General features: G+C 63.0%; 17 protein-coding genes and 1 other RNA gene. 2 read left to right on the top strand and 16 right to left on the bottom strand.

What is annotated here, in order from left to right:
- Positions 1-103 precede the first annotated feature (103 nt).
- The 6 genes from cysS to BMZ40_RS07225 all read right to left on the bottom strand — a co-directional run bounded on the left by cysS (position 104) and on the right by BMZ40_RS07225 (position 6,343).
- A complete protein-coding gene (cysS, locus tag BMZ40_RS07250; protein WP_092373562.1) occupies positions 104-1,573 on the bottom strand; it encodes a cysteine--tRNA ligase in 1,470 nt (489 codons plus the stop codon).
- A 2-nt stretch (positions 1,574-1,575) separates the two neighbouring features.
- Positions 1,576-3,036, bottom strand: a complete 1,461-nt coding sequence (gene gltX / locus BMZ40_RS07245; RefSeq protein ID WP_092373560.1) for a glutamate--tRNA ligase — start codon at positions 3,034-3,036, stop codon at positions 1,576-1,578.
- Positions 3,033-4,223, bottom strand: a complete 1,191-nt coding sequence (gene ispD, locus BMZ40_RS07240; RefSeq protein WP_092373558.1) for a 2-C-methyl-D-erythritol 4-phosphate cytidylyltransferase — start codon at positions 4,221-4,223, stop codon at positions 3,033-3,035. The genes gltX and ispD overlap by 4 nt, the downstream gene beginning before the upstream one ends.
- 8 nt (positions 4,224-4,231) lie before the next feature.
- An RNA gene (gene rnpB / locus BMZ40_RS07235) (RNase P RNA component class A) lies at positions 4,232-4,588 on the bottom strand.
- 9 nt (positions 4,589-4,597) lie between these two features.
- Complete coding sequence (locus BMZ40_RS07230) at positions 4,598-5,329, bottom strand: zinc ribbon domain-containing protein (protein WP_092373556.1); 732 nt, start codon at positions 5,327-5,329, stop codon at positions 4,598-4,600.
- A 54-nt stretch (positions 5,330-5,383) separates the two neighbouring features.
- A complete protein-coding gene (locus BMZ40_RS07225) occupies positions 5,384-6,343 on the bottom strand; it encodes a Nif3-like dinuclear metal center hexameric protein (protein WP_092373554.1) in 960 nt (319 codons plus the stop codon).
- 487 nt (positions 6,344-6,830) lie between these two features.
- Here BMZ40_RS07225 and BMZ40_RS07220 point away from each other — a divergent pair, with 487 nt between their 5' ends.
- Positions 6,831-7,187: a hypothetical protein gene (locus BMZ40_RS07220; RefSeq protein ID WP_092373552.1), complete on the top strand. Its 357-nt coding sequence runs from the start codon at positions 6,831-6,833 to the stop codon at positions 7,185-7,187.
- A 77-nt stretch (positions 7,188-7,264) separates the two neighbouring features.
- Here the strand turns inward: BMZ40_RS07220 and BMZ40_RS07215 are convergent, their stop codons facing one another.
- The 9 genes from BMZ40_RS07215 to BMZ40_RS07175 form a co-directional block, all read right to left on the bottom strand.
- Positions 7,265-8,278, bottom strand: coding sequence for a TerC family protein (locus tag BMZ40_RS07215; protein WP_092373550.1), 1,014 nt, complete (start codon positions 8,276-8,278; stop codon positions 7,265-7,267).
- 446 nt (positions 8,279-8,724) lie between these two features.
- Complete coding sequence (locus BMZ40_RS07210) at positions 8,725-11,139, bottom strand: SLC13 family permease (RefSeq protein WP_245751056.1); 2,415 nt, start codon at positions 11,137-11,139, stop codon at positions 8,725-8,727.
- Positions 11,140-11,205: 66 nt separating this feature from the next.
- Positions 11,206-12,381: a histidinol-phosphate transaminase gene (gene hisC, locus BMZ40_RS07205; RefSeq protein WP_092373548.1), complete on the bottom strand. Its 1,176-nt coding sequence runs from the start codon at positions 12,379-12,381 to the stop codon at positions 11,206-11,208.
- Positions 12,368-13,669, bottom strand: coding sequence for a hypothetical protein (locus BMZ40_RS07200; RefSeq protein WP_092373546.1), 1,302 nt, complete (start codon positions 13,667-13,669; stop codon positions 12,368-12,370). The genes hisC and BMZ40_RS07200 overlap by 14 nt, the downstream gene beginning before the upstream one ends.
- 111 nt (positions 13,670-13,780) lie before the next feature.
- Positions 13,781-14,611 carry an FAD binding domain-containing protein gene (locus tag BMZ40_RS07195; RefSeq protein ID WP_092373544.1) on the bottom strand — a complete coding sequence of 277 codons (831 nt, stop codon included), beginning with the start codon at positions 14,609-14,611 and terminating at the stop codon, positions 13,781-13,783.
- A complete protein-coding gene (locus BMZ40_RS07190; RefSeq protein WP_092373542.1) occupies positions 14,608-15,063 on the bottom strand; it encodes a (2Fe-2S)-binding protein in 456 nt (151 codons plus the stop codon). Before BMZ40_RS07190 ends, BMZ40_RS07195 begins: the two co-directional genes overlap by 4 nt.
- Positions 15,060-17,357: a xanthine dehydrogenase family protein molybdopterin-binding subunit gene (locus BMZ40_RS07185; protein ID WP_092373540.1), complete on the bottom strand. Its 2,298-nt coding sequence runs from the start codon at positions 17,355-17,357 to the stop codon at positions 15,060-15,062. The genes BMZ40_RS07190 and BMZ40_RS07185 overlap by 4 nt, the downstream gene beginning before the upstream one ends.
- A gap of 90 nt (positions 17,358-17,447) precedes the next feature.
- Entirely contained in the window at positions 17,448-18,488 is a 1,041-nt protein-coding gene (locus BMZ40_RS07180) for a GNAT family N-acetyltransferase (protein ID WP_092373538.1), read from the bottom strand.
- The gene (locus BMZ40_RS07175; protein WP_092373536.1) at positions 18,485-19,708 is read right to left on the bottom strand and encodes an MFS transporter; all 1,224 of its coding nucleotides are present in this window, start codon (positions 19,706-19,708) and stop codon (positions 18,485-18,487) included. Before BMZ40_RS07175 ends, BMZ40_RS07180 begins: the two co-directional genes overlap by 4 nt.
- A gap of 244 nt (positions 19,709-19,952) precedes the next feature.
- On the opposite strand from BMZ40_RS07175, the gene BMZ40_RS07170 reads away from it, so the two are divergent.
- The gene (locus tag BMZ40_RS07170) at positions 19,953-22,142 is read left to right on the top strand and encodes a SulP family inorganic anion transporter (RefSeq protein ID WP_177193060.1); all 2,190 of its coding nucleotides are present in this window, start codon (positions 19,953-19,955) and stop codon (positions 22,140-22,142) included.
- Between the two features lie 86 nt (positions 22,143-22,228).
- Here the strand turns inward: BMZ40_RS07170 and BMZ40_RS07165 are convergent, their stop codons facing one another.
- The gene (locus BMZ40_RS07165) at positions 22,229-22,915 is read right to left on the bottom strand and encodes a helix-turn-helix domain-containing protein (protein ID WP_092373534.1); all 687 of its coding nucleotides are present in this window, start codon (positions 22,913-22,915) and stop codon (positions 22,229-22,231) included.
- Positions 22,916-22,931 lie beyond the last annotated feature (16 nt).

Genomic DNA, 22,931 nt, shown 5'->3' with positions numbered 1-22,931 from the left:
GTGCTTTGGCTAGAAAAATCGAAAGGCCGCATTGCGCGGCCTTTCGTCGTTTACGTCCTTGGAACAAAAGCGCACCCTTGCCGGAGCGCAGTTGCGAGTCCTTTTATTTCTCAGCGCATTCCACGTCCCACTGAACGCCCTGAGCCGTGTCCTGAATGGTCACTCCCAGCGTGAGAAGCTCGTCGCGGATGGCGTCCGAGCGGGCAAAATCCTTGGCCGCACGGGCTTCCATGCGTTCCTGCAGTTTGGCCTGCACCAGTTCCGTGTCGATTTTCCTGCGCAGTACCCGGCTTTGCTTGAGCTCGGTCAAGAAATCACTGCTGGGCATGAGGAAAAGGCCGAGCACCTCGCCCCAGCGTTCGAACAGCTTGAGGGCATGGCGGATCATGTCGCGGCCTTCTTCGGACTTTTTGAGGGCCTTGTCTTCCAGGATGCGGTTGACGATCTTCATCAGCACGAAGACGTGGCCAAGGGCCGCTGCCGTGTTCATGTCGTCGGCCATGGACTCGTCCCACTTGGCTTCCAGAGCGGTGGCCTCGACCACGATTTCGGCCGGAAGTGGAGTGGCGGTCCATTTGGTTCCGGCCACGTGCGTCTCGGCGGCGGCCTTGGTCAGGTAGATCCGCTTCAGGGCGCGTTCCGATTCTTCCAGCGCGTCGGCGGTGTAATCCAGGGGGCTGCGGTAATGTTTGGTGATGAGGAAGAAGCGTAGCACCTCGGGCAGGTAATTGGCCAGAATATCGCGGATGGTCACGAAATTATTGAGTGATTTCGACATCTTTTCGGAGTTGATCTGCACGAATCCGTTGTGCACCCAGTAGCGCACGAACTGCTTGTCCGTGGCGGCCTCGGTCTGGGCGCGCTCGTTTTCGTGGTGCGGGAAGGCCAGATCCTGTCCGCCACCGTGGATGTCGAAGGGCAGGGGCAGGTAGCGTTCGCTCATGGCTGAACACTCGATGTGCCAGCCCGGACGGCCCGGTCCCCAGGGGCTGGGCCAGGACGGTTCGCCGGGCTTTGCGCCCTTCCACAGGGCGAAATCGAGAGGGTCCTCTTTTTTCTCGCCCGGCTCGATGCGCGCTCCGGACATCAGCTCCTCGACGTTGCGGCCGGAAAGCTTGCCGTAATCGTCGTAGGAACGAACCCGAAAATACACGTCGCCGCTGGGCGTCGAGTAGGCATGGCCCTTGGCGATGAGATTTTCGCAGAGTTCGATCATCTCCTTGATATGCTCGGTGGCCTTGGGTTCGATGTCGGCCCGCAGGATGCCGAGTCGGTCCATGTCGGTGTAGAAGGCGTCGATGTATGTGCGGGCGATGGTCTCGAAATCCGTGCCCTCGCGGTTGGCGCGATTGATGATCTTGTCGTCCACATCGGTGAAGTTGCGCACAAAGGTGACCTGCATGCCGATGTAACGCAGGTAGCGGACCAGGACGTCGAAGACCACGGCGGAGCGTGCGTGTCCGATGTGGCAGTAGTCGTAGGCCGTGATGCCGCAGACGTACATGGACACATGACCGGGTTTGAGCGGGACGAATTCCTCTTTTTTCCTGGTAAGGCTATTGTAGATCTGCATGCTCATTCCTTGTGGTTGCAATGGGAAAATATGTTCAGCACCGTTTGTACACGCTCCCTGATCAGGCCAGCCGGCAAAAGCGTGAGCAGAGTGGCAAGCTCCGGGCCGTTTTCGCTGCCGGTCAGGGCCAGCCGTATGGGGTGGTAGAGCTTTCGGCCCTTGGCACCGGCTTTTTCGCCCGTTCCGCGCAACACGGCGCCAGCGGCATCCTTTTCAAGACGAGAGTTCGGACTGTGCGCGGACATGCCCTGGTCAAGGGCGGCAAGTACCGGCAGGCTCCCGGCCAGTTCGGTCAGCGCCCCCGAGGTGAAGCGGGCCTCTTTTTCCGTGAAGAGAGGCAGCAGGGCGCGCAGCTCATGCAGGTTCGCCGCATTTTCGCGCAGGCTGGTCAGCAGATGCAAGCGGACTTGCGGATCGAATTCGTGCCAGGCGCTCTCGGCAGGCAAGGTTTCGTCAAGTTGCCGGATTTGATCTGCGGGATTCGCCGCCCGAAAAACGCGCGCGCTCAGGGCCGTCAGCTCATCAAGGCTCATGACCGCGTTGCCCCGGCCCAGCGCGAAGGGGTTGAAGGCCCGGGCCATCTCGTCAAGAGACGTGAAAAGATTCTTGGTCGGCAAAGCGCCGGACAGGGAAGCCAGATACTGGACCACGGCCAGAGGTTCAAGGCCCATTTCCATGCATTCGGGGATGCTCAGAGCGCCGCTGCGTTTGGAGAGTTTCTTGCCGTCCGGGTCCATGAGCAGGCCGTGGTGGGCGAAAGCCGGAGCCGTGAGCCCGAGAGCGTCGTAAAGCAGGATTTGGCGGGCCGTGTTGGTCAGGTGGTCTTCGCCGCGCAGCACAAGATTGACGCCCATGTCCGCGTCGTCGACGACCACGGCCAGATTGTAGCTGGGCCAGCCGCTTGAGCGCAGCAGCACGAAGTCTCCGAAAGCGCCTGCCGGCAGGGTGATCTGTCCCTTGATGAGATCCTTGAAACTGACTTCCGGTTTTTCGGGCAGACGGAAACGAAGGGCATGGGCGTCGCCCCGGTTCAGCCTCTCGGCGCGCTCCTCGCGTGACATGCGGGCGCAGCGGCCGCTGTAGCGGGGAGGAAGATTTCTGGCCGCGGCTTCCTTGCGGTCCTGTTCCAGTTCGGCATCGGTGCAGAAGCAGGGGTAGGCGCGGTCTTCGGCCACCAGACCGTCAACGGCGCGGCGGTAGAGATGAAGGCGCAGGCTCTGGTGACGCACCGGTTCGTCGGGCACAAGCCCAAGCCAGGACATGGACCACAGGATGGCGGCTTCGGCGGCGAAGGTGGAGCGTTCCTGGTCCGTGTCTTCAAGTCGAAGCAGAAATTTGCCGCCGCTTTGTCTGGCCAGAAGATGATTCAGGATGGCAGTGCGCACGTTGCCAAGGTGCAGCCCTCCCGTGGGACTGGGGGCGAAGCGGGTGACAAAGGGGCCGCCGGTCTTGAAGTTGCTCATGCCTGCTTCCTTGTGGCGGTGACCACGGCCACGGCCTTGATCCCTTCCTTGCGGCCGGTGAAACCCAGGTGCTCTTCCGTGGTCGCCTTGACGTTGACCTGCTGGTCGCAAAGCTCAAGCAGGCGCGCCACGTTGCCGCGGATGGCTTCCTTGTGCGGAGCCAGACGCGGGACCTGGGCGATGACGGTCAGATCGACATGGGTGATGCAAAGCCCCAGGGCGCGAGCCTTGTCCATGACCTCCGAAAGCAGGATGCCGGAGGAGATGTTCTCGAAGCGATCGTCGCTGTCCGGAAAATGTTCGCCGATATCCCCAAGGCCGAGGCAGCCGAGGATGGCGTCGCAGAGGGCGTGCAGGAGCACATCGCCATCGGAGTGGGCCTTGACGAAGGGGGCCCCTGCGATGGGCATGCCGCCCAGCACCATGGGCCGGTTGCCGCCATAGGCGTGCACGTCGTAGCCGAATCCGGTGCAGGGCACGGGCAGGGGAGCGGGAGTGGCAAGCACGCGCAGGTCCTCCGGGGTTGTGATCTTCAGGTTGGCGGACTCGCCAGGCACGATCCGGACGCTATATCCCGCGCGTTCGATCATGCTGGCGTCGTCCGTGACGGTCCAGTCTTCGCGCAGGGCCTGTTCATGAACCCGGCGCAGCAGGTCGGCCGGGAAGAGTTGCGGCGTCTGGACCGCGCGCATTGTTTCGCGCGGGAGCGTGGCCAGGACAAGGTCGTCTTCGACCTGTTTGATCGTGTCCGTGACGGGGATGGCGGGGATGACTCCGTGGACGTCGTCCGTCAATCCGGCCAGGAGCGCCTGCACCAGGGCGGGCGAGAAAAAGGGGCGCGCGCTGTCGTGCACCAGCACTCGGGTGCAATCCCGGGGCAGCGCGGCCAGGCCCAGGCGCACGGAGTCCTGGCGTCTGTCCCCGCCAGCGGTGGTCAGGATGCGGACACCGGGGTCCGAGATGTTCTTGAGGTTTTCCAGTTCGGCGGAGCGCTGCTCCATCTCCTGGGGCGGAAAAACGAGGACCACGCCCGCAAGTTCAGGGACTGCGGACATGGTCAGAACGCTGCGCCAATAGAGGGGGTGTCCCTCATGGTGCAGAAACTGTTTGCGTGTGCCGCCCGTGGAGGCGGCCAAGCGCGAACCCTGGCCGGCGGCCAGGATTATGGTCCATAGTGAGTGTGTCATTGTCAAAAATACGGAGCCGGACGATAAGCCGGATTCTGTGCCCGTTGCCGGGCGGCTGTCATTCCTCTAGGGCGGCGGTTACCCGCCGTCTCCAGCAACCTACCCGAAGGGTCGTGACCGGGCCGGTCACCTTCCTATTTGGTCTTGCACCGGATGGGGTTTACCTAGCTTGCCGCGTCACCGCGACAACTGGTGGGCTCTTACCCCACCTTTTCACCCTTACCCGGGCATGAAGCCCGGGCGGTTTGTTTCTGTGGCACTGTCCCGGGGTCGCCCCCGCTGGACGTTATCCAGCATCCTGCCCTGTGGTGTCCGGACTTTCCTCTCCCGGCCTTGCGGCCGGCAGCGACAGCCTGTCCGGCTCCGCAAAAAAATCAATCATTGCCCGAGAAATGACGCTCCCAGAAAATGATGCGCAGGCAGTTGGGACAGCTCAGGATCTGCTCGCCCTTCTGCAGGTCGATGAAGGCCTGGGGTGGGATGACGACATGGCAGCCCTGACACACGGCTTCGCTGACCGGAACGATGACGGGATTCGGGATGCGGTCGCGGATGAAATTGTAGCGGGTCAGGATGGGCGCGGGAACAGCCTCGGAGGCCTTCCGCTTTTCCTTCTCCAGAATTTCGATGCGGGCGCGCTTCTCGGCCAGTTCCTGATCCAGGGTGGACTGCTGGGCAGTGATGGTTTCTTCAAGGCTGTTGATGTCACCCTGCAGGGCTTCCTTGCGACCTTCGAGGTCGGAAAGGTCTGCAAGAAGATTGGCCCGCTCTTCCTCGCGGGAGCGGTTCATCTTCTCCATGGTGTCCATCTCACGCATCATGGCGTGATATTCCTTGGTGTTCTCGACCATCATGAGCTTGTTCTTGCTCTTCTTGACCTTCTGGGTGTCGTTTTCGATTTCACCCTCAAGGCGGCTCTTCTGCTCCATCAGCACGTCGACCTTTTCCTGGATCACGTCCTGCTGCTGTTTGAGGTAGGCCTGTTTTTCCTGCAGGCTCCGCAGCTGCTTGGGCGCGTCTTCGAGGATGCGCTCCAGGGTGATCATCTCCGAATCCACTTTCTGCAGCACGACCAGCTGCTCGATCTGTTCCATATAAATACTCAAGGTAGCATCCTCCTCAAAAGCGTATCAATTTTCCGGGGTTCTTCCCGGGAAGATTCAGGCAAAGGGATCGCGGCCCTGCAGAAAGATGACCCGGACTCCCTCGGGGGACAGTTCGCGGTCCAGGCTCTGGCTCCAGGTGCGCATCATGGTCTCTTCAAGGCAAAAATGACCGACATCGATGGTCAGGCCGACATCCTGCACGGCCTGGGCCTGGTGGTATTTGACGTCGCCGGTCAGGTAGACGTCCGCGCCTTGGGCGAAGGCGGCCGGTCCAAGGTCGGCTCCCGATCCGGGGCAATAGGCAACCCGGGCGACGGTTTCCGGCACCTGGCCCACCATGCGCGACAGCGGCAGTCCGAGGGCGGTCAGCCGCGCTGTAAATTCATTCCAGACCAGGGTCTCGGGCAGCGTTCCGATGCATCCGAAACCGTATTCACGGATCGGCGCGGCAAGGGCGATCTCCTGCCAGGGCGTCCCTGTTTGCAGTTTGGCCTTGAAAGCGGAGCTCTCTTCCGGCCAGAGGAGGTATTCCTCCATTTGTCCATCGCGGCGGGTGACGGAGTCTGCAAAATTCCGGACTCTTTCCTGCATGGCCGGATCGGCCAGGCGCAGCAGGCTCGGCGTTTCGCGGCGGGTCACTTCAAGAATGCGCATGTCCTGCATTCCAAGGGCGCGTCCCAGCCAATTGACCGGACCATGCGGATTGGCGTCCAGAGAGGTGTGCGCGCTGTAGAGCCACATGGAGTTCTTGAGGCTCAGGCTCAGCACCTCGTGGAAGTCATCGAGGCGGCTCGGCAGTCTGGGCGCGAGGCTCAGCGGGTGGTGACAGAGCAGGAAATCCGCCTCATGCTCCACCGCCCGGCGCACCGTCTCGACACTGGGGTCCAGGGCCACGCACAAGGTCCTGATCTCGGAGGCGGCAGAGGCGATCTGCACGCCGCATTTGTCCCAGGACGCCGCCAGCTGGAGCGGGGCCGTGGTTTCGATGCGCGAGGTCAGTGTCGAGGGATGCATGGAACTCCGTAGGAAAACCGGATCGTTGTGCCGTCCTGCCGACAGGCCCGAGAGGCACGTCCGGTGGACAGGGAAAGTTGCAAACTTAGTAACCAGTCCCCGTGATGTCAATGCGGGGCACAACGAAAAAGGCTCAGGCCTTGCGTGGCCGGAGCCTTGAGTCGTCGGGAATTCTGTCTTCAGGGCGCACCCTTGAAAAACAGCCGGATCTTGCGCATGTTCCGGTCTTCAATAACGGCATGCCGCGTGATCCGCCCAGGCAGGCGCGCCCGGGAGCGGAACCTTGAGCATAGGGCGGCGTGGAAGTCAACGGTTCTTGGGGAGAATGTCGCGGTGGCAGCGAGCGGACATGCGCGCTTCGGCGGGACTGGCATCACGGGAGCAGCCGCATGGATAGGCGGAAGTTGGACAACCGTCCCGTTTAAAGCCAATATTCGGCTTCGGGATGATCAATGGATCACGGTATCCGCAACCAATGGAGGGAATGATGAAATTCATGCTGACGGGAATCCTTTTTGCCGTGTCGCTTTTTGCCGTGGGCTGCTCAGGCGAGCCGTCCGAGGCCGACATAAGGGCCGCCTTTGAGAAGGACATGGCCAAGACCGCTCAAAGCCTCGACGAGGCCGGAAAACTTTTCGGCGGAGCGGGCAAGGCGTTTACCGATTCGCTCGGGAAGACGGAGCTTCATGCCGTGAAGAAGATCGGCTGCACTGAGGCCAAGGAGGCGCCCGGTTTTGTCTGCGACGTCGAAGTCGACATGACCGTCCCCATTGCCGGGCGCTCCAAGGAAATGACGACGGTGCGTTTCGTGAAGGGGCCCGACGGCTGGGTGGTCATGCAGTAGGCGCGAGCGCCTTTTTGCGATCATTGGACGCGCATCCTTAGAAGACACATGAAAAAAGGATGCGCGTCCGGTTTTTTTTAGTTCACATCCGGTTTTTGATCCTCGCTGCGTTCCTTGCGTGCCGGGGTGCCCGGAATCCACCAGCGAATGGATTTCTTCCTTTCGGATTCGGGCAATTCTCTGGTGCGGTACATGGAGTAGAGCATGGAGCCGCCGATGAGACATGCGGTGGCCAGAAGCGCCATTTCGGTAGAGATGATCTTGGTCTCGTAATAGGTGTTCACGGTCATCTTGACGCCCACCAGAACGAGCACGAAGGACAGCCCGTACTTGAGGTAGTGGAAGCGGTGAATCACTCCGGCCAGGACGAAATACAGCGCCCGCAGCCCCAGAATGGCGAACACGTTGGATGAATAGACGATGAACGTGTCCTTGCTGATGGCCAGGATGGCCGGGATGGAGTCGATGGCGAAGATGACGTCCGAGACCTCGATGATGATCAGGACCATGAACAGGGGCGTCATGTACAGAAGGCCGTCGCGCCGGACCCAGAACCTGTCGCCCTCGAAGTCTTCGGTGACCCGGAAATGGCTGCGCATGAACCGGGCGATGCGGTTGCGCGAGAGGTCCGGTTCCTGGTTGATGGTGACCAGCATCTTGATTCCCGAGGCGATGAGCAGGATGCCGAAGACGTAGAGCAGCCAGTGAAAGGTCGCGATGGCGCTGGCTCCGGCGATGATGAGCGTGGCGCGCATGGCCAGCGCCCCCAGGATGCCCCAGAAAAGAATCCGGCGCTGGTTGGATTTGGACACCGAGAAATGCAGAAAGATGAGCAGGAAGACAAAGATGTTGTCCACGCTCAGGCTTTTCTCGATGAAATACCCCGTCAGAAATTCAAGTCCGGCCTCGGAGCCTCTGAAGAAAAAAACCCCCGCCCCGAAGAGAAGCGCCAGAACGACATAGCCCAGACTCACCCAAAGGGCGGTTCCGACGCTCATCTCCCTGTTTTTGCGCTGCACCACGCCAAGGTCGAAAAGCAGCAGCGCAATGATGAAAACATGAAATCCGGTCCATAAAAGCAATGTGTCCATATATTTCTCCAGGTCCGTTAAGCGGACAGGGGCATCCGATAGCCCCATGGGTTTTTACTGATGGATGATCTGAAACGAATCCAGGAAAACGACGCAACATCTCGCCACAAGGACAAGCCTCGGGGCTGACGGCAAAAAGCAGGTGGGCCGTGACTGGACATTGTCCGGCGTCCCGGGTTTGGAGAGAAGATCCCTGCGGTCATGAAACCTCCAAAGATTGGCCGGAGGTCAAAAAAAAAGACCTCCAGCACGGTTTGTCGTGCTGAAGGTCTTGCTCATCGGTGGGATCCGACGACAAGGCCAAGCGCTCTTGCGCCAGTGATGTTGACCTTGTCTTGAGGAGCTACTCCCCTTCAAAGAAAGCAAGCTATAGGCAGCCCCCAGGAATCGTCAAGTCGGAATTTTCGGGCGAAATCCTGCGGGAATTTGGGGGATCGCAAGCTCGTTTACGCTGGCCACAGGATGGGCAACAGCCAGACCGACACGGCCATGACCACGAGAGTCAAAGGTGCGCCGACCTTCACGTAATCCATGAATTTGTAGCCGCCGGGCCCCATCACCAAGAGATGCGCCGGGTGCGAAAGCGGGCTCGCGAAACTCGCCGAAGCTGCCATGGCCACGGTCATCATCAGAAGTTGCGGTGAGATGTGCAGTGACGAAGCCGCGCCGAGGGCCACGGGCGCCATGAGCACCACCAGTGCCGCCGTGGGAATGACCTGCGTGCCGAGCACCGTCACCGCGAAGAGCGTCGCCACGACCCAGCGTGGGCCCAGGTCTCCGACCATGCCGATAAGCGCCGCCGCCCCCATCTGCGCCGCCCCGGTATTTTCGATGGCCATGCCCAGTGGGAGCATGCCTGCGATGAGAAAGATCACTTTCCATTCAATGGAGTGATAGGCCTCCTCCATGGTCAGGCAACCGCTGACGACCATGGCCGCAACTCCGGTCAGGGCCGCGATGGCGATGGGCACGAAACCCAGGATGGCGCTTAGGAGCACGGTCGCCATGATCAAGGCGGCCAGGGGGGCTTTGTGCAGGCGTGGCGCCTGGGCTGCGGCCTGGTCCAGGACAAGGAAGTCTTCGTCGCGGGCCACGGCCTCCAGGCTCTGACGCGGTCCGTAGACCAGCAGCGCATCGCCGAACTGTAGGGGCATGTCCTGTAGGCCCGAGCGACAGGCCCGGCCCTTGCGCAGCACGGCCAGGACGCTCAGTCCGTAATGATCCCGGAAGAGCAGATCGTTCAGGGTTTTTCCGGCAAGGGTAGTGCGGGGCGAGAGCAGCACCTCGGTCATGCCGATCTGCTGGGATTCCAGTTCGGCTGCCAGTCGCGACGATTGTTCCGAAATTTCAAGCTCCTGCAGGCCCTCGAACACGTCGATGTCCCGGGCCAGTCCCTGGACCACGAGCAGGTCGCCAGGCTGGACCGTTTCTTCCGGGGCGGGCAGGCAGGTCACCTTCCCTTCCCGCACCAGTCCCACCACCGTCAGGCCGAAGGCATTGCCCAGGCGGCTTTCCACCAGATTGCGTCCTGCCAGCACCGATCCTTCCGGCACCCGCACGGAACAGAGGCTGAGCAGTTCGCAGACCGATGCATCGGCTGGTCCTTCCGTCAGCGGTGCCACGAGTTCGACGAGGCTGGTGTCCGCCAGGGCCTCAAGGGTCTTGTGTTCGCCTTGGAGCACGAGGCCGTCCCCCTCCTCGAAACGATGGCGCCGGACTTCGCGCAGGCATTCGCCTGTGGGGGAGCCCAGGGCCAGCACATGCACGCGATGATCCCGGCGCAGCCCGCTTTCGGCCAAAGTACGCCCGATGAGTGGCGATCCCTTGCCGATGCGGACCGAGGCCGTGCCAAGGCGAGCTGTGATCTCGGCGGTTTCGGGTCCGGGCTGTTCGACCTGTAGATGCCTGCTGCCGTGAAAATGGCTGACTTGGTCCGACTGGCCGTGGACGATGATGATGTCTTTGGCGCGCAGCGTTTCCTGTGCCCGGGGGGAGAGAATCAGCTCACCGGCGCGTTGCAGGCCGACCACAGTCAGATAGAGGGCCGAGCCCAAGCGGCTTTCACCCAGACTGCGGCCTGCCAGGGGAGATGTCGGCGCGAGCTCGATGGTGAAGATGTGCGACCCGATCTCGTAGGCGGTTTCGATACCGTTTTTATCGGCCCCGGATGAGGCGCGTCTGGGCAGCAGGCGCTTGCCCACAAGGACCATGAAAGCGATGCCGGCTACGACCAGAGCCCCGGTGATGGGCGTGAATTCGAAAATCTTGAAGGGCGTCAGTCCGGCGGAGCGCAGGGCGTCGGTGGCCAGGATGTTGGGCGGTGTGGAGATGCCCGTGAAGGGCCCGCCGAGCAGGCAGCCGAGCGCCATGGGCATGAGCAGACGCGCCGGTGGCAGGCCGCTGCGGCGGGCCAGGTCCATGGTCGCTGGCAGCAGAATGACGGCCACGGTGGTGGTGTTGATGAGGGCGGAAAGAATACCGGCCGCCGCCATGAGGACGACGATCAGTACGGTTTCGCCCCTGCGCGCGAAGAGTTGCAGGGGCTGGCCGATGCGGTAGGCCACGCCCGTGCGGCTCAGTCCGGCCGAAAGGACGAACATGGCCAGCACGGTGATGACTGCGGGGCTGCTGAATCCGGCCACGGCCTCTTCCGGGGAGACCAGACCGGTCAGAGCCAGGGCGGCGAGGACCATGATCCCGACCACGTCCGCAGGCAGCCAGCCGCCGATGAAGAGGACCAGGGCGGCGAGGACTATGAACAGAAGAATGAAGAGGGACAGCATGATCTGTGCAAGCTCCGTGAGGCTGTAGGGGGCGATGTTCTTGGCGGGGTCGTGCCCCGGGCGCGGGAAGACGGGCATGGCCGGACTCCCGCATGGAAGCGAATACATGGCGCGGCACCCCGGGCGGGGTCAAGCGGGAAAATGTCAAAAGGAGGTTTGTGCCGGATTTTCGATGGTAAGTGGGTGGCACAGGATTTTGTCGATTGCCGGTCTCTCAGGGTGAAGCACGCCCAGCATGGCTCCGCAGAATTCCTCCATCACGTTTTCCTGCGCTAGGCTGACCCTGATCCAGCCCGGGAAGCGAAAGCCCGTCATGGTGCGGATCATGACGCCCTTGGCCATGAGCTTGCGGTAGAGCAGGGTGTCGGAGATGGGCACGCGGATCATGATGAAGTTGCCCTCGCCGCATTGGCAGGTCAGGCCCAATTCCTCGCACAGGTTCAGGACCTTCTCCTTGCCGGCGGCCACCATGGCGCGGGTCGCGGCAATGAAGGGCCCGTCGTTTTCCATGGCTGCCGCGGCGGCCTGCTGCGCGAGGGAATTGACCGAATAGACCACGTGGGTGCGGCGGATGATGTCGACCACCGCCGGGGAACTGCACAGGTAGCCGATGCGCAGTGCGGCCAGCGCGTACATCTTCGAGAAGGTGCGAAAGACCACCAGGTTGGGATACTGTTCCAGTAGTTTCATGCCATCCGGAAAGTCGGACTGGTCCACGAATTCGAAATACGCCTCGTCCAGGACAACGATCTGGCGGCCGTCCACCGCGTCCAGGAAGCGGCGCAGGGTGGCTGTGTCCCACCAGGTGCCTGTTGGATTGTTGGGGTTGCAGACGAAGAGGATCTTGGTGCGTTCGTCGCGGGCGGCGAGCATGGCGTCCGGGTCAAAGCCGAAATCCTTGAGGGGGGTGAGCCTGGCCTCTATGCCTGAAAACTCGGCGACCCACTCGTACACGGCAAAGGTCCTGTCCGCCGTGACGATGTTGTCGCCCTCGGCGCAGAAGGCCTTGATGACACTGGAGATGACCTCGCACGAGCCGTTGCCGACCAGAAACTGGTCCGGCGACTTGGAGAAGCGCTCGGCCAGGATCTGGCGCAGGGCGTAGGCGTCGCCGCTGGGGTAGATGGGGGTCAGGCGGGGCGGGAAACCCTCTATGATACGGGCGGCTTCGGGCGGTGGGCCCAGAGGGTTCTCGTTGTTGTTGAGACGGTGCAGGTGGTCGACCCGGAAGAGGCGCATCAGTTCCTGGTCGGGCCTGCTCGGCGTATATACCTCGAAGCTCCGGACGTGGGCCGGCACCAGTCGTTCAAGATCCAGCATGCTGCAGCACCATCACGTCCGCTTGTCCCGCATGGGGGAGCAGGACGCGGGGTTGGAAACCGTTCTTCAGCAGGACTGGGGCCAGAGCCGCCTGCCAGCCGTGGGCCAGGTCGAGGTGGACCAGAATGTTGCGGTACCCTTCGGACAGGAGCAACTGGACGTGTCCGTGCAGGGTGCCTGAGGCGTCGGCCCCGTCGAGCATGGGGATGAGCAGCGCCTGGCTGGCCTCGGGCTGGAAGGACGTGGCAAAGACGGAGCGCCCGGCCACCTGTTCGCCCTGGTGCGAGACGGCGTGGATGTCGCGCATGAGGAAAAGTTGTTCGTATGCAGTGCGCAGAAATCCTTCCAGTTCCGGGTGTGTCCAGACCGCCAGTCCATTGTCCTCGCGCATGCCCCGGTACCAGATCGGCATGGGGCAGGGCGTGCCGTCGGCCGCGAGCAGGGGCAGGGTCCCCAGCAGCTCGACATCCTCCCGAGGCAGGTCTTCCGTGGGCAGCTGGCTCAGTATGGCCGAGACGGGAGTCCGGGCCACGGCGCCGACGAGATGCTCGGTCAGCCCTCGCGCGACGACCGTCCTCTCACTGGTGAAGACATACGGCCCGCAGAAGGACACGCTGGTGGCGGAACGCGGGCTCCAGGTCATGAAGCCGCACACATTTCCGCCCTGGTCCAGCGCCATGGCTCCGGAAAGCTCGCCTCCGAGAATCTGGTCGACCACCTTGCCGGGGGTTCTGAACGCCCGTGGCACCACTGCTTCGGGATAGAGCGCCGTGGCCAGGGCGCAGGCCTCCTTGATCCGGCTCGGGTCGAGGGCGGGCTGGAACAGCACTTCCCCTCGGGGCGCGAAGCGTTCGGCCAGCCGCGTTTCAAGGTCTGGATAGGAGCGGTCCAGGCGTAGGCGCAGGATCACGTTCGCTCCGTCACGGCGCACGTCCATGCCGTCGCTCATGCGCGCGGCCAGGAGCAGTCCCATGGCCTGGATATTTTCTTCGGCGCAGTCGGCCCCGCAGGCGGTGATGTTCATGGCCCAGAGATCGGCATCCCTGGCCGCGAAGGAGAAGGTCGTGTCGACATGGCTGGCGCCGGGCGTCAGATTCAGTTCCAGCGGGGCCTGCGGCGTAAGGTCGGCCAGGTAGGCCAGAATTTCTTCCAGCGCCATGGTCAGGCGCAGGGCTTTGCCATGATCCAGGCCGAAAACCGCGCCGCACTGTTTGGCCACGCCCTGGACCATGGTAATCCAGGCCGCGTCCGCGTGCAGGCGCAGGGTTATGGTTCGTTGATTGGTCATGTTTGCTCTTCCTTGGGCAGCGCGAAGCAGGCCCTGAATTCATTCATGTCGCCGCAGTGGCGATAGGTGCATTTTTGGCCAACGTCGGCAGCAGCGCCGGAAGAAGCGCTTTCATGGCCTGTACGCTTTAAGACGAAGGACCAGGTTGCCCGCCACCTGACGGCGATAGTCCGCCGTGGCACGCACGTCGTCGATGGGGCTTACGGCCGCGCGCACGAGGTCGGCCGCGTGGCTCAGGTTGCCGGAGCTCAGGGCGCGGCCCGTCAGCCAGGACTCGGCTTCGGTGCAGCGCAGCACCGTGGGGGCCACGCTGCCGAAGGCCAGCCGGATGTTCCGGATGATGTCGCCGTCCAGACGCAGCATTGCGGCCAGGCTGGCCACGCTGATGGCCAGGGCCTGGCGTCTGCCGACTTTCTCGAAATGCTGCACGGAGTCCGGATCGGGCAACGGGATGATCACGCGGGCCAGGATCTCGCCGGATTCAAGAACGGTCCGGCCGGGGCCGGTGATGAACTCCGCCACGTCCAGGACTCGTTCCGAGTCACGAGACATGAGCGCCACTTGCGCCCCAAGGGCGTACAGGGCCGGGAGGGTGTCCCCGGCCGGGGATGCCGTGCAGAGGTTTCCGCCCAGGGTGGCCTGATTGCGCACCAGGGGTGATCCCAGCTGGCGCACGGCCTGATGCAGCAAGGGCAGGCGAGCGGCGACTGTCCCGGATTCCAGCAGGTCGGTCAGGGTCGTGGCCGCGCCGATTTCCAGGAGGCCGCCCTCCTCTTCCATGCCACGCAGTGTGGTGATGCGTTCAAGACAGCAGATCTGTCCTGCGGATTTTCCGGCCCTGCGCCGCACGAGGTAGTCCGTGCCTCCTGCCATGACGGAGGTGTCCGGTTCGTCGAGAAGGTTCCAGAGTTCGTTCAAGGTCCCGGGCAGGAAGACGCTCATGGTTTTTCCACCTTGTGCACCGCATCGAGGATGCGGGTGTAGCCCGTGCAGCGGCAGAGGTTTCCGGACAGGGCCTCGCGAATTGTCTCGCGTTCGGGATGCGGATCGCGGGCCAGGAGGTCCGCGGCGGCCACGACCATGCCCGGCGTGCAAAACCCGCACTGCACGGCGCCATGCTCGGCAAAAGACCGTTGCAGGGCGTGAGGCGTTTTGGGGCTGCCGAGGCCTTCGATGGTGGTCAGGTCCTGGCCGTCGAGCTGGGCCGCCAGCGTCAGGCAGGACAGGCGGGCCCGTCCGTTCACCAGGATGGCGCACGCGCCGCATTCGCCGGTTCCGCAGCCTTCCTTGGTGCCGGTCAGCCCGAGCCTTTCGCGCAGGATGTCCACGGCGCGTTCGTCGCTCCGGACATCGAGTTCAGTGTCCCGGCCGTTGATGCAAAAACGGATGATCATGCCTGTGCTCCGCGTGAGGCGAGAAGTTCGAGGATCATGGCCGGAGTGACGGGGGCGCGGACTATGTGCGCGCCCAGGGCGTCGGACAGGGCCGAGGCCACCGCCGGCAGCGGGCCGTTCATGCCCACCTCGCCCACGCCTTTCATGCCGAAGGGCCCGCTGTGCTCCAGCGTTTCCACGGCCACGGACTGCGTATCCGGCAGGTCCAGGCTGGTGGGGATGAGGTAGGTCGAGAGGTCCGGGGTGGTGATGCGGGCGTTTTCGGTTCCAAAACCTTCCATCAGGGCGAAGCCCAAGCCCTGGGCCACGGCTCCCTCGATCTGCTGGTGGAAGTTCTGGGGGTTCAGGACGCGGCCGCCGTCGGTGGCCGCGAGATAGTCGCAGACCCGCACCAGGCCGGTCAGTTCGTCGATCTCGACGCGCACCAGATGCGCGGCAAAGGGGAAGATCAGGTGCGGGAAGCCGAGGGGAAAATCCTTGCCCGTGTCCGGCACCTCGCGGGAGACGGGCATGAGGTATTCGGCCACGCAGACGCGGTCGTCGCGGGGCAGCATGGCGCCCATGACCGTCAGGGGCAGCTCCTTGCCCGTGGGCAGGTGCCTGACCGCTCCAGGCACCAGAGTGAAGCCGCCGGGTTCGTCGATCATGAGTGCCAGCGCCGCGCGGCGGACGAGCTTGGTTGTCATCATCTCGCAGGCCTTGATCAGCGCCTGTCCGAAAGTGTAGGTGGTCCGGCCGGCCGAGGCCGAGCCTGACGGGTGGGAGCGCTCCGTATCCGGCTGGATGACTTCGAGGCGTCCGGCGTCCTGGCAGAGCATTTCGCCCGCGATCTGGGCGAAGGTGGAGGCGTTGCCCTGGCCCATGTCCGGGACGCCGCTGTAGATGACGAAGCGTCCGTCCGGGGTCAGCTCGATCTTGGCGATGGCGTTGTCGGCCAGCCCTCGGCCGTAGCCCATGCCGTTGAAGACGGCGGCGACGCCGACGCCGCGCCGGGTGAACGCGGGGGCGTCCTTTTTCCAGGCGTGGCGCGTGGTCCAGAGTTCGTGGCCCTGGACGCGGCGCAGGCACTCGTCAAGGCCCACGGAGGAGGTCAGCGTGACGCCCGCGCAATTGCGGTCCCCGCGGCGCAGGGCGTTCTGGCGGCGCAGATCCAGGCGGTCCCGTCCGAGCCGGTCGGCCAGCCGGTCCATCATGCCCTCGAAGGCCAGGCTGGCCTGGGCCACGCCAAAACCCCGGAAGGCCCCGGCCACGGGGTTGTTGGTGTAGACGCACAGGCCCCGGCAATCCATGTGGTCGACCCGGTAGGGTCCGGCGGCGTGCTCCATGCCAAGCTCCATGATTTCGCCGCCCAGATGGGCGTAGGCACCGGTGTCGTACCACAGGTGACAGACCAGGCTCCTGAGCGTGCCGTCGTTCATGGCGCCCAGCCGGTAGTGCATCCGGGCCGCGTGGCGCTTGTAACCGGCCAGGAAGCTTTCCTCCCTGTCCCACCACATCTTGATGGTCCGCCCCGGAAGGCGCAGGGCCGCAAGTCCCAGGAGGCACTGCACCGTGGCCCCGTCCTTGCCGCCGAATCCGCCGCCAAGAAAAGGGCTGTGGACGCGGATTTTCCAGGGCTCAATGCCCAGGGCGTGGCCGATTTCGAAGCGGTCGCGGAAAGGGGCCTGGGTGGAGACGGTCAGGTGCAGGATGCCGTCTTCGTCCAGGCGGGCCAGGCCGTTTTCGGTTTCCAGAAAGGCGTGGGCCTGGGCCGGGGTGAAGTAGGTTTCCTCCAGGATCACATCGCACTGCGCCAGGGCCTCTTCGGCGTTCCCTTTGTGGATCTCGGCGGCCAGGAGGATGTTGGAGCCGTGGGATTCGTGAATGAGCGGGGCGTCCGGCGCCAGGGCAGCGTCCATGTCGGCCAGAGCCTGCCGGGGCTCGATATCCACGTGGATGAGAGCCAGGGCCTTCCGCAGCACGTCGCGTGATTCCGCCACCACGAGGGCCACGGGATCCCCGCAATGGCGGACCCTGGTTCCGCACAGCACGGGCATGTCCTTGTGCACGATGCCCTGCCGGTTCGATCCGGGCACGTCCTCGCGGGTCAGGACGGCGTGCACCCCGGGCAGGGCCCTGGCTGCGGATGCATCGACGCCGCGCAGGATGCCGTGGGGCACGCCGCAGCGTCTGGCCCCGGCCCAGAGCAGGCCGGGCGGGTAGCTGTCGGCGCTGAAAAGCTCCGTGCCGCACGCCTTGGCCAGGGCGTCCAGGCGGGGGCGTGCAGGGCCGATATCGTAAGGTTCATGAGACATGGACACATCCTTGGGCTGAAAAAGTGCCAAACAGTGCGGAAGAAAAGGGTTTTGTGTCAACTCGCGGGGCCGACTTCCGGTCTTTCCCTTTCATCGGCCGGGCAGCCCTGCCCAGTCCGAGCGGATGCAGTCCATGAGTTCTTTGGCCTCGTCGGTCAGCAGCAGCGGGAGCGAGAAGTCGGGGTCCGAGGCGAGCTTTTGCAGCAGCAGTACGTCGGTTCCGGTCCATAGCGGCAGCAGTCCGCCGAGGAAGTAGCCGCGCTCGCGGGCTGTTTCCACGGCTGCGGACACCCCCGGATGGGCCAGGGGCAGCTGCAGGTGATAGGCGTGCCGTCCGGGATGCCCGGTCTCGAAGGCGTCGATGGCCTCGCCGAGGTCCGCGCCCGGTTCGTCGACCAGGAGCTTGGCCAGGGATGCCCCATCCATGGTCGTCACGCCGGAGCGCGTCCGTCCGCTGACTGGTCCGGCCGCGCCGAAGGATCTCGCCAGACCATGTTTGGCATACAGGCCCGCGAGAAAGTCGGCAAAACGCTCGGGCAGGTACACCGTGTGGGGCACATCCCGATAGATGCGCAGTTCGTCCAGCAGGGAGATTCTTCCCCCGACGCCGTCGGTACTGCCTTCGGGTCTGGGGGGCATGGCTTCCATCTCCAGGGCGTAGGCAGGAGATGAGAAATGGCGAGCCAACTTCTGGCTGATGAGGTGGTCGCATACGCTTTGGCCGAAGACGGCGTTGAGGCCCAGTTCCTCCGGCAGGGTGGCCAGGGAGGCTTTGGTCATGCGCACTGTCAGGGTCCCTCCGCGATAGGCCGGCAGGATCATGAGTCCGCCGGACTCCATGATGTTCGGGCTCGGCGCCACCCGAAAGAGGGCCGTCAGCCCGACCACGTCCCCTGCTGACGTGCGGGCCACGAACTGGTGGAGCTCCGGCCCGGCGTTGGCGGCCGCGATCTGTTCGGGGTCGTAGACGTAGTCCAGGGGAAAATTCTCCCCGTAGATGGCGAAATAGAGCCTGGCCACACCTTCGGCGTCTTCGGGCCGGAATGGGCTGACCTCGATTTTCTGGCCGGGTTCGACGGTTCCGGGGTTGGCGCGCAGGCGCTCCAGGTTTTCCTGTCGGGTGCGGGTCATGCGGTTCTCCCGTGGGAAGGGTTGAGGGTGGCCGGGGATGGTTGTCCGGTCTGGCGGATCAGCAGCCAGGCGCCAAGGGCCAGCAGCGCCGAGATCCGGAACAGGCCCGCGTGGGACAGGCCCATGCCGAGCATCATGCCGCCGAGCCAGGGGCCCAGGACATAGCCTGCGTCCATGGTGGACAGCATGAGGTTGGCGGTCAGGCCGCGCTTGGACGGGTCGGCCAGGTGAAAGAGGGTCGATTGCAGAAGCGGCATGGCCACGCCCATGCAGGCGCCGAAAAGACCGGCCGCGAGCAGGAAGGGCAGGGGCGATGCGACCAGGGAGTAGGACGCGTAGCATCCCGCCAGGACGAGGAACGTGAGCATCAGGGTCCGGCGCTTGTCCATCCTGTCGAAACGGGCGCTGCCGAACAGGCGTACGGCGATGGTGGCTCCCGTGGACACGGTGAAGAAAAGACCCGCGTTGGCCAGGCCAAGGCTCGCCCCGAAGTCCTTCATGAAGAAGAAGAGCAGGGTGGAGCCCAGAAACGTCAGCAGGCCCGCGCCCAGGACAAGTGGCACCCCGGGGTTTTTCAAGGCCGTCCCGATGTCGGCGAGCCCGGTCGATGCCTGTCCGGAAGAGATTTGCCTCTCTTTTTCCCGCGCCTGACGTGCATGGGGCCCGAGGGGTGCCAGCAAGGCCAGGGCAGGCAGGGTCATGAGGGAGACCCAGGCATAGGCGTGCCCGGCGTCGGGGACGATCCGGAGCAGGTATTCCATGAGCGGGGGCATGACGGCGAAGGGAAGCATGGTGGTCAGGGAAAAGAGGCCGAAGCCCTGGCCGCTTCTGGACGGCGGGATGAAATGCACGAGCAGGGCGGTGGTGGCCGAGACCAGGCTCACGAAGGCCGCTCCGTGGAAGACGCGCAGGCAGATGAGCGAGGGAAGGCTTTGGGCCCAGGCGTATCCAAGCAGGGCGAGAGCGATCATGACCAGGCTTGCGCGCATGACAGGCAGAGCGTTGCCCGGTCCGAGCCAAGGGCTGATGAATGGGCGCAGCACGAAGGCCGCCAGGGGTTCTAGGGCGAGAATCCAACCGGCCCAGAAGGGCGAGATGCCCATGGATATGAGGTAGGGATAGAGACCGTAGAAAACGGCGATGTTGCCGAACCCGAACAGGGCCACCAGGCACAGGGACACGAAGGGGTACGAGAAGAGGGCTGCGGCGTTCGTGGACATTGCATATTCCTGATACGGTTGGGGATGCGCAGTCCTTAACGGGCTTGGCAGCCTTTTGCCAGCGAAGAATTACCCTTGCGGCCAAACGATCCGGCCTATTGTCGGGAACGCTCGACAAGGGCGGCGGACAAGATGCCGTGGCGGCTTGCCCACAGCCAAGGAAGAACATGCGCTATTTTGGATCGAACGAATATGCATTGCGTTAACGCCCTGTCATGAAATATGTTTCTTGGAGGAGACGAGCATGAAATCACTACTCAAGGAACTTGCGGACGACCTGTTGTCGCATAAAATAGTCCCGGCGCTGGCTCTCGGCTGTGTCATTGGCGTTCTCATTGTCGTCATCGAGGTTTCCCTGAGCGCCATGATTTTTTCGGGCTCGCTCGCACCGCTTGCGACGCGGGCATCGGGGCTGCTGCTTTTCGGCGCGGTTGTGATGGGCATCCTCCTCGCCCTGACCAGTTCCTTCCGATCCGTCATATGCTTGCCGCAGGATGCTCCGGTGGCTGTCCTCGCAGGGATGGGTCCTTCGGTAGTCGCAGCCATGGGAATGGCGTCGCCGGAAGCAACTTTCATGACCATGGTCGCCTCCATCGGTTCGGCTACTCTCGCCACTGGCCTGGCGCTTACGGCCATCGGCCATTTCAGACTGACCAACTTGTTCCGCTTCATGCCCTACCCTGTTGTAGGCGGCTTTCTGGCAGGCGGAGGATGGCTTCTCACCCTGGGCGGCCTTTCGGTCATGAGCGGTATGGACGTCAATTTCGACACGATGAAGAGCCTGCTTGATGCATCACCGCTTCTGAAGTGGGGGCCAGGCGCCCTGTATGCCATCCTTCTTTGGCTTGTCCTGAAACGCTGGCCGCACTTTCTTATCCTTCCCGCATCGCTGCTGGTCGTGACAGCGGTCTATTATGTTGCATTCCAGATCGCCGGGATGTCACTGGCCGAAGCCCGGTCAACCGGCTTTCTTCTTTCCGGCGTGCCGGCCACGGGCCTCTGGCCCGCCTTTAGCCCGGCCGAACTTGGCATGGTGCGCTGGGATGTCGTGTTTGACCAGTTGCCTGTCATGGGTGCCGTTTTTCTGGTCACCCTGATTGGGCTCCTACTGAACGTGAGCGGCATCGACCTCGGGGGAGGCGTTGACGTCGATTTCAACAAGGAATTTCGTAACGTCGGTCTGGCAAACATTGCCAGTGCACTGGGCGGCAGTTCCCCCGGAGCCCATGCGCTCTCGCTTTCCCTTCTCTGCCGGATGACGGGAGCCTACACCCGTCTGGCAGGGCTTGTGGCCGCTGCCGTTGTGGCCACGGTTCTCTTTGCCGGTGGCGCGGCACTGGAATACTTCCCCCTGCCTGTTCTCGGCGGCCTGCTTGTCTTCCTCGGCATCGATATCATGGATAACTGGCTCTACAGCACGTACCGCAAGCTTCCCCTCCAGGATTATCTTGTGCTGGGGAGCATTTTTCTGTCCATCTGCCTTCTGGGATTCCTCAAGGGAGTCGGAATCGGCCTGCTGATCACCACGGTGCTTTTCGTCATTCGTTTCAGCAGGATCGATGTCATCAGGGAAAGGTTCAATGGCACCATGCGGCACAGTTGCAAAAACCGTTCAATTCCCATGCGCACCATCCTGCAGACGAACGGGAGCAGACTGCAGGGATACCAGTTGAGCGGCTATCTGTTCTTTGGCTCCGCCGCTCGCCTGAGTGAAGAGCTCAAGGCCGGACTGAGCGTCACTCCCCGGCCATGGTGCATGCTCTTGGATTTTTCCGGCGTTTCGGGATTTGACGTATCTTCCGTCAACGCCCTTCAGCGCGTCATTCAGGCTGCGCACACGGCAATGATTCCGATCGTGATTGCCAGCCCGTCCAGTCGTTTCAAGGATACGCTGTCACGAGCGCTTGCCCCAGCGGTCCTGGAGGGGATTCGCTTCACGGCAGATCTCGATCAGGGACTTGAGCTTTGCGAAGACACCATCCTGGAAAAATTCGAGCAGATGCTGGAAACTCAGGCGTCAGCAAAAGAAAACCTTTTCGAGCAGACTGTGGACGACATGATGGCCCACCTGGACAGGCTGAGTATTTTTGAAGCGCTGGTGGAAGACCTGGCTCCGTGGCTCACGGAACGTTCCTACGAAGAAGGTGATGTCATCGTCGCACAGGGGGCAGCCTACGAAGGCATGCATCTGATCATGTGGGGTTCTGCAACTTCCAGATCCACGGACAGGACTTCCCGTCTTGCGCATTACGATGCCGGGACCGTTGTCGCTCCCAAGGCGGCTTTCGGTTCCTGCATCGCCAAGGAACATATGGAAGCGGATGGGATATGCCGCATAGCCGTACTCACGGCGGAAGCCCGCAATCAGCTCGAACAGCAAGCCCCCGCTTTCGCCCTGCAGCTGGACCGTTACATAATGGATTGTTCCGCATAACGCGCGGGGGAAGACCCGCTCAAAAAGCAAAGGGACCGGACAAGTTGTCCGATCCCTTGAGCAATTATCAACGAAGACGAAGGGTGCTACTTCTTTCCGCCGCCGTTTCCTCCACCATTACCGCCTCCGTTACCTCCGCCGTTTCCGCCTCCGTTACCACCTCCGTTTCCGCCGGCATTTCCATTGCCATTCCCGCCAGAGTTTCTGCCGGCATTGCCCTTGCCGTTGCCACCGGCATTGTTGCTCTTGCCGGAGCTGGAGACCGACTCCTTGGAGGACTTGCCCGTGGCCGTGTTGCGGGCGGTCACGCCGTATTCCTTGCCCAAGTGGTTCATGTTGCGGTTCTGGTTCGCGACGCTCTGGCCGATAGTGCTGGGGTGGACGCCGAGTTCATGGGCGATGTCGCCCCAGCCAAGCCCTGCGGCGCGCATGGCTTCGACTTCAGCGGTGCTCACGCCAGCTGCATTTGCCATAGCTTCTTTAGCTGCCGTCAGGTCTGCGTCAGCCTGTGCCGTGGCGACCGGATCATTGGCAGCGACCGCTGAGTCGTAGGCGGCCTGGGCTTCAGCGATCGCCGTGTCGAGCGCTTCAGCGGCCTTTTCCGTGGCGGCGGCAGCCAGACCTTCCGCCTTGGCTGCCTGGGCCGGGTTGCTCAGGGATGACACGGCGTCGGGGTCGTCGGTCGGTTCATCCGCCGCCTGGGCCAGGACCGGAAGGGCCGAAAGGGCCACGAGGATGAGGCCGGACAGAAGAAGACGAAGGATGCTGTTCATGGTAAAACCTCCTGGG

The organism is Desulfomicrobium apsheronum (assembly GCF_900114115.1).
GTDB classification, from domain to species: domain Bacteria; phylum Desulfobacterota; class Desulfovibrionia; order Desulfovibrionales; family Desulfomicrobiaceae; genus Desulfomicrobium; species Desulfomicrobium apsheronum.
Note: the sequence above shows the minus strand (reverse complement) of the source record. Positions and strands in the feature narration are given on the sequence as shown.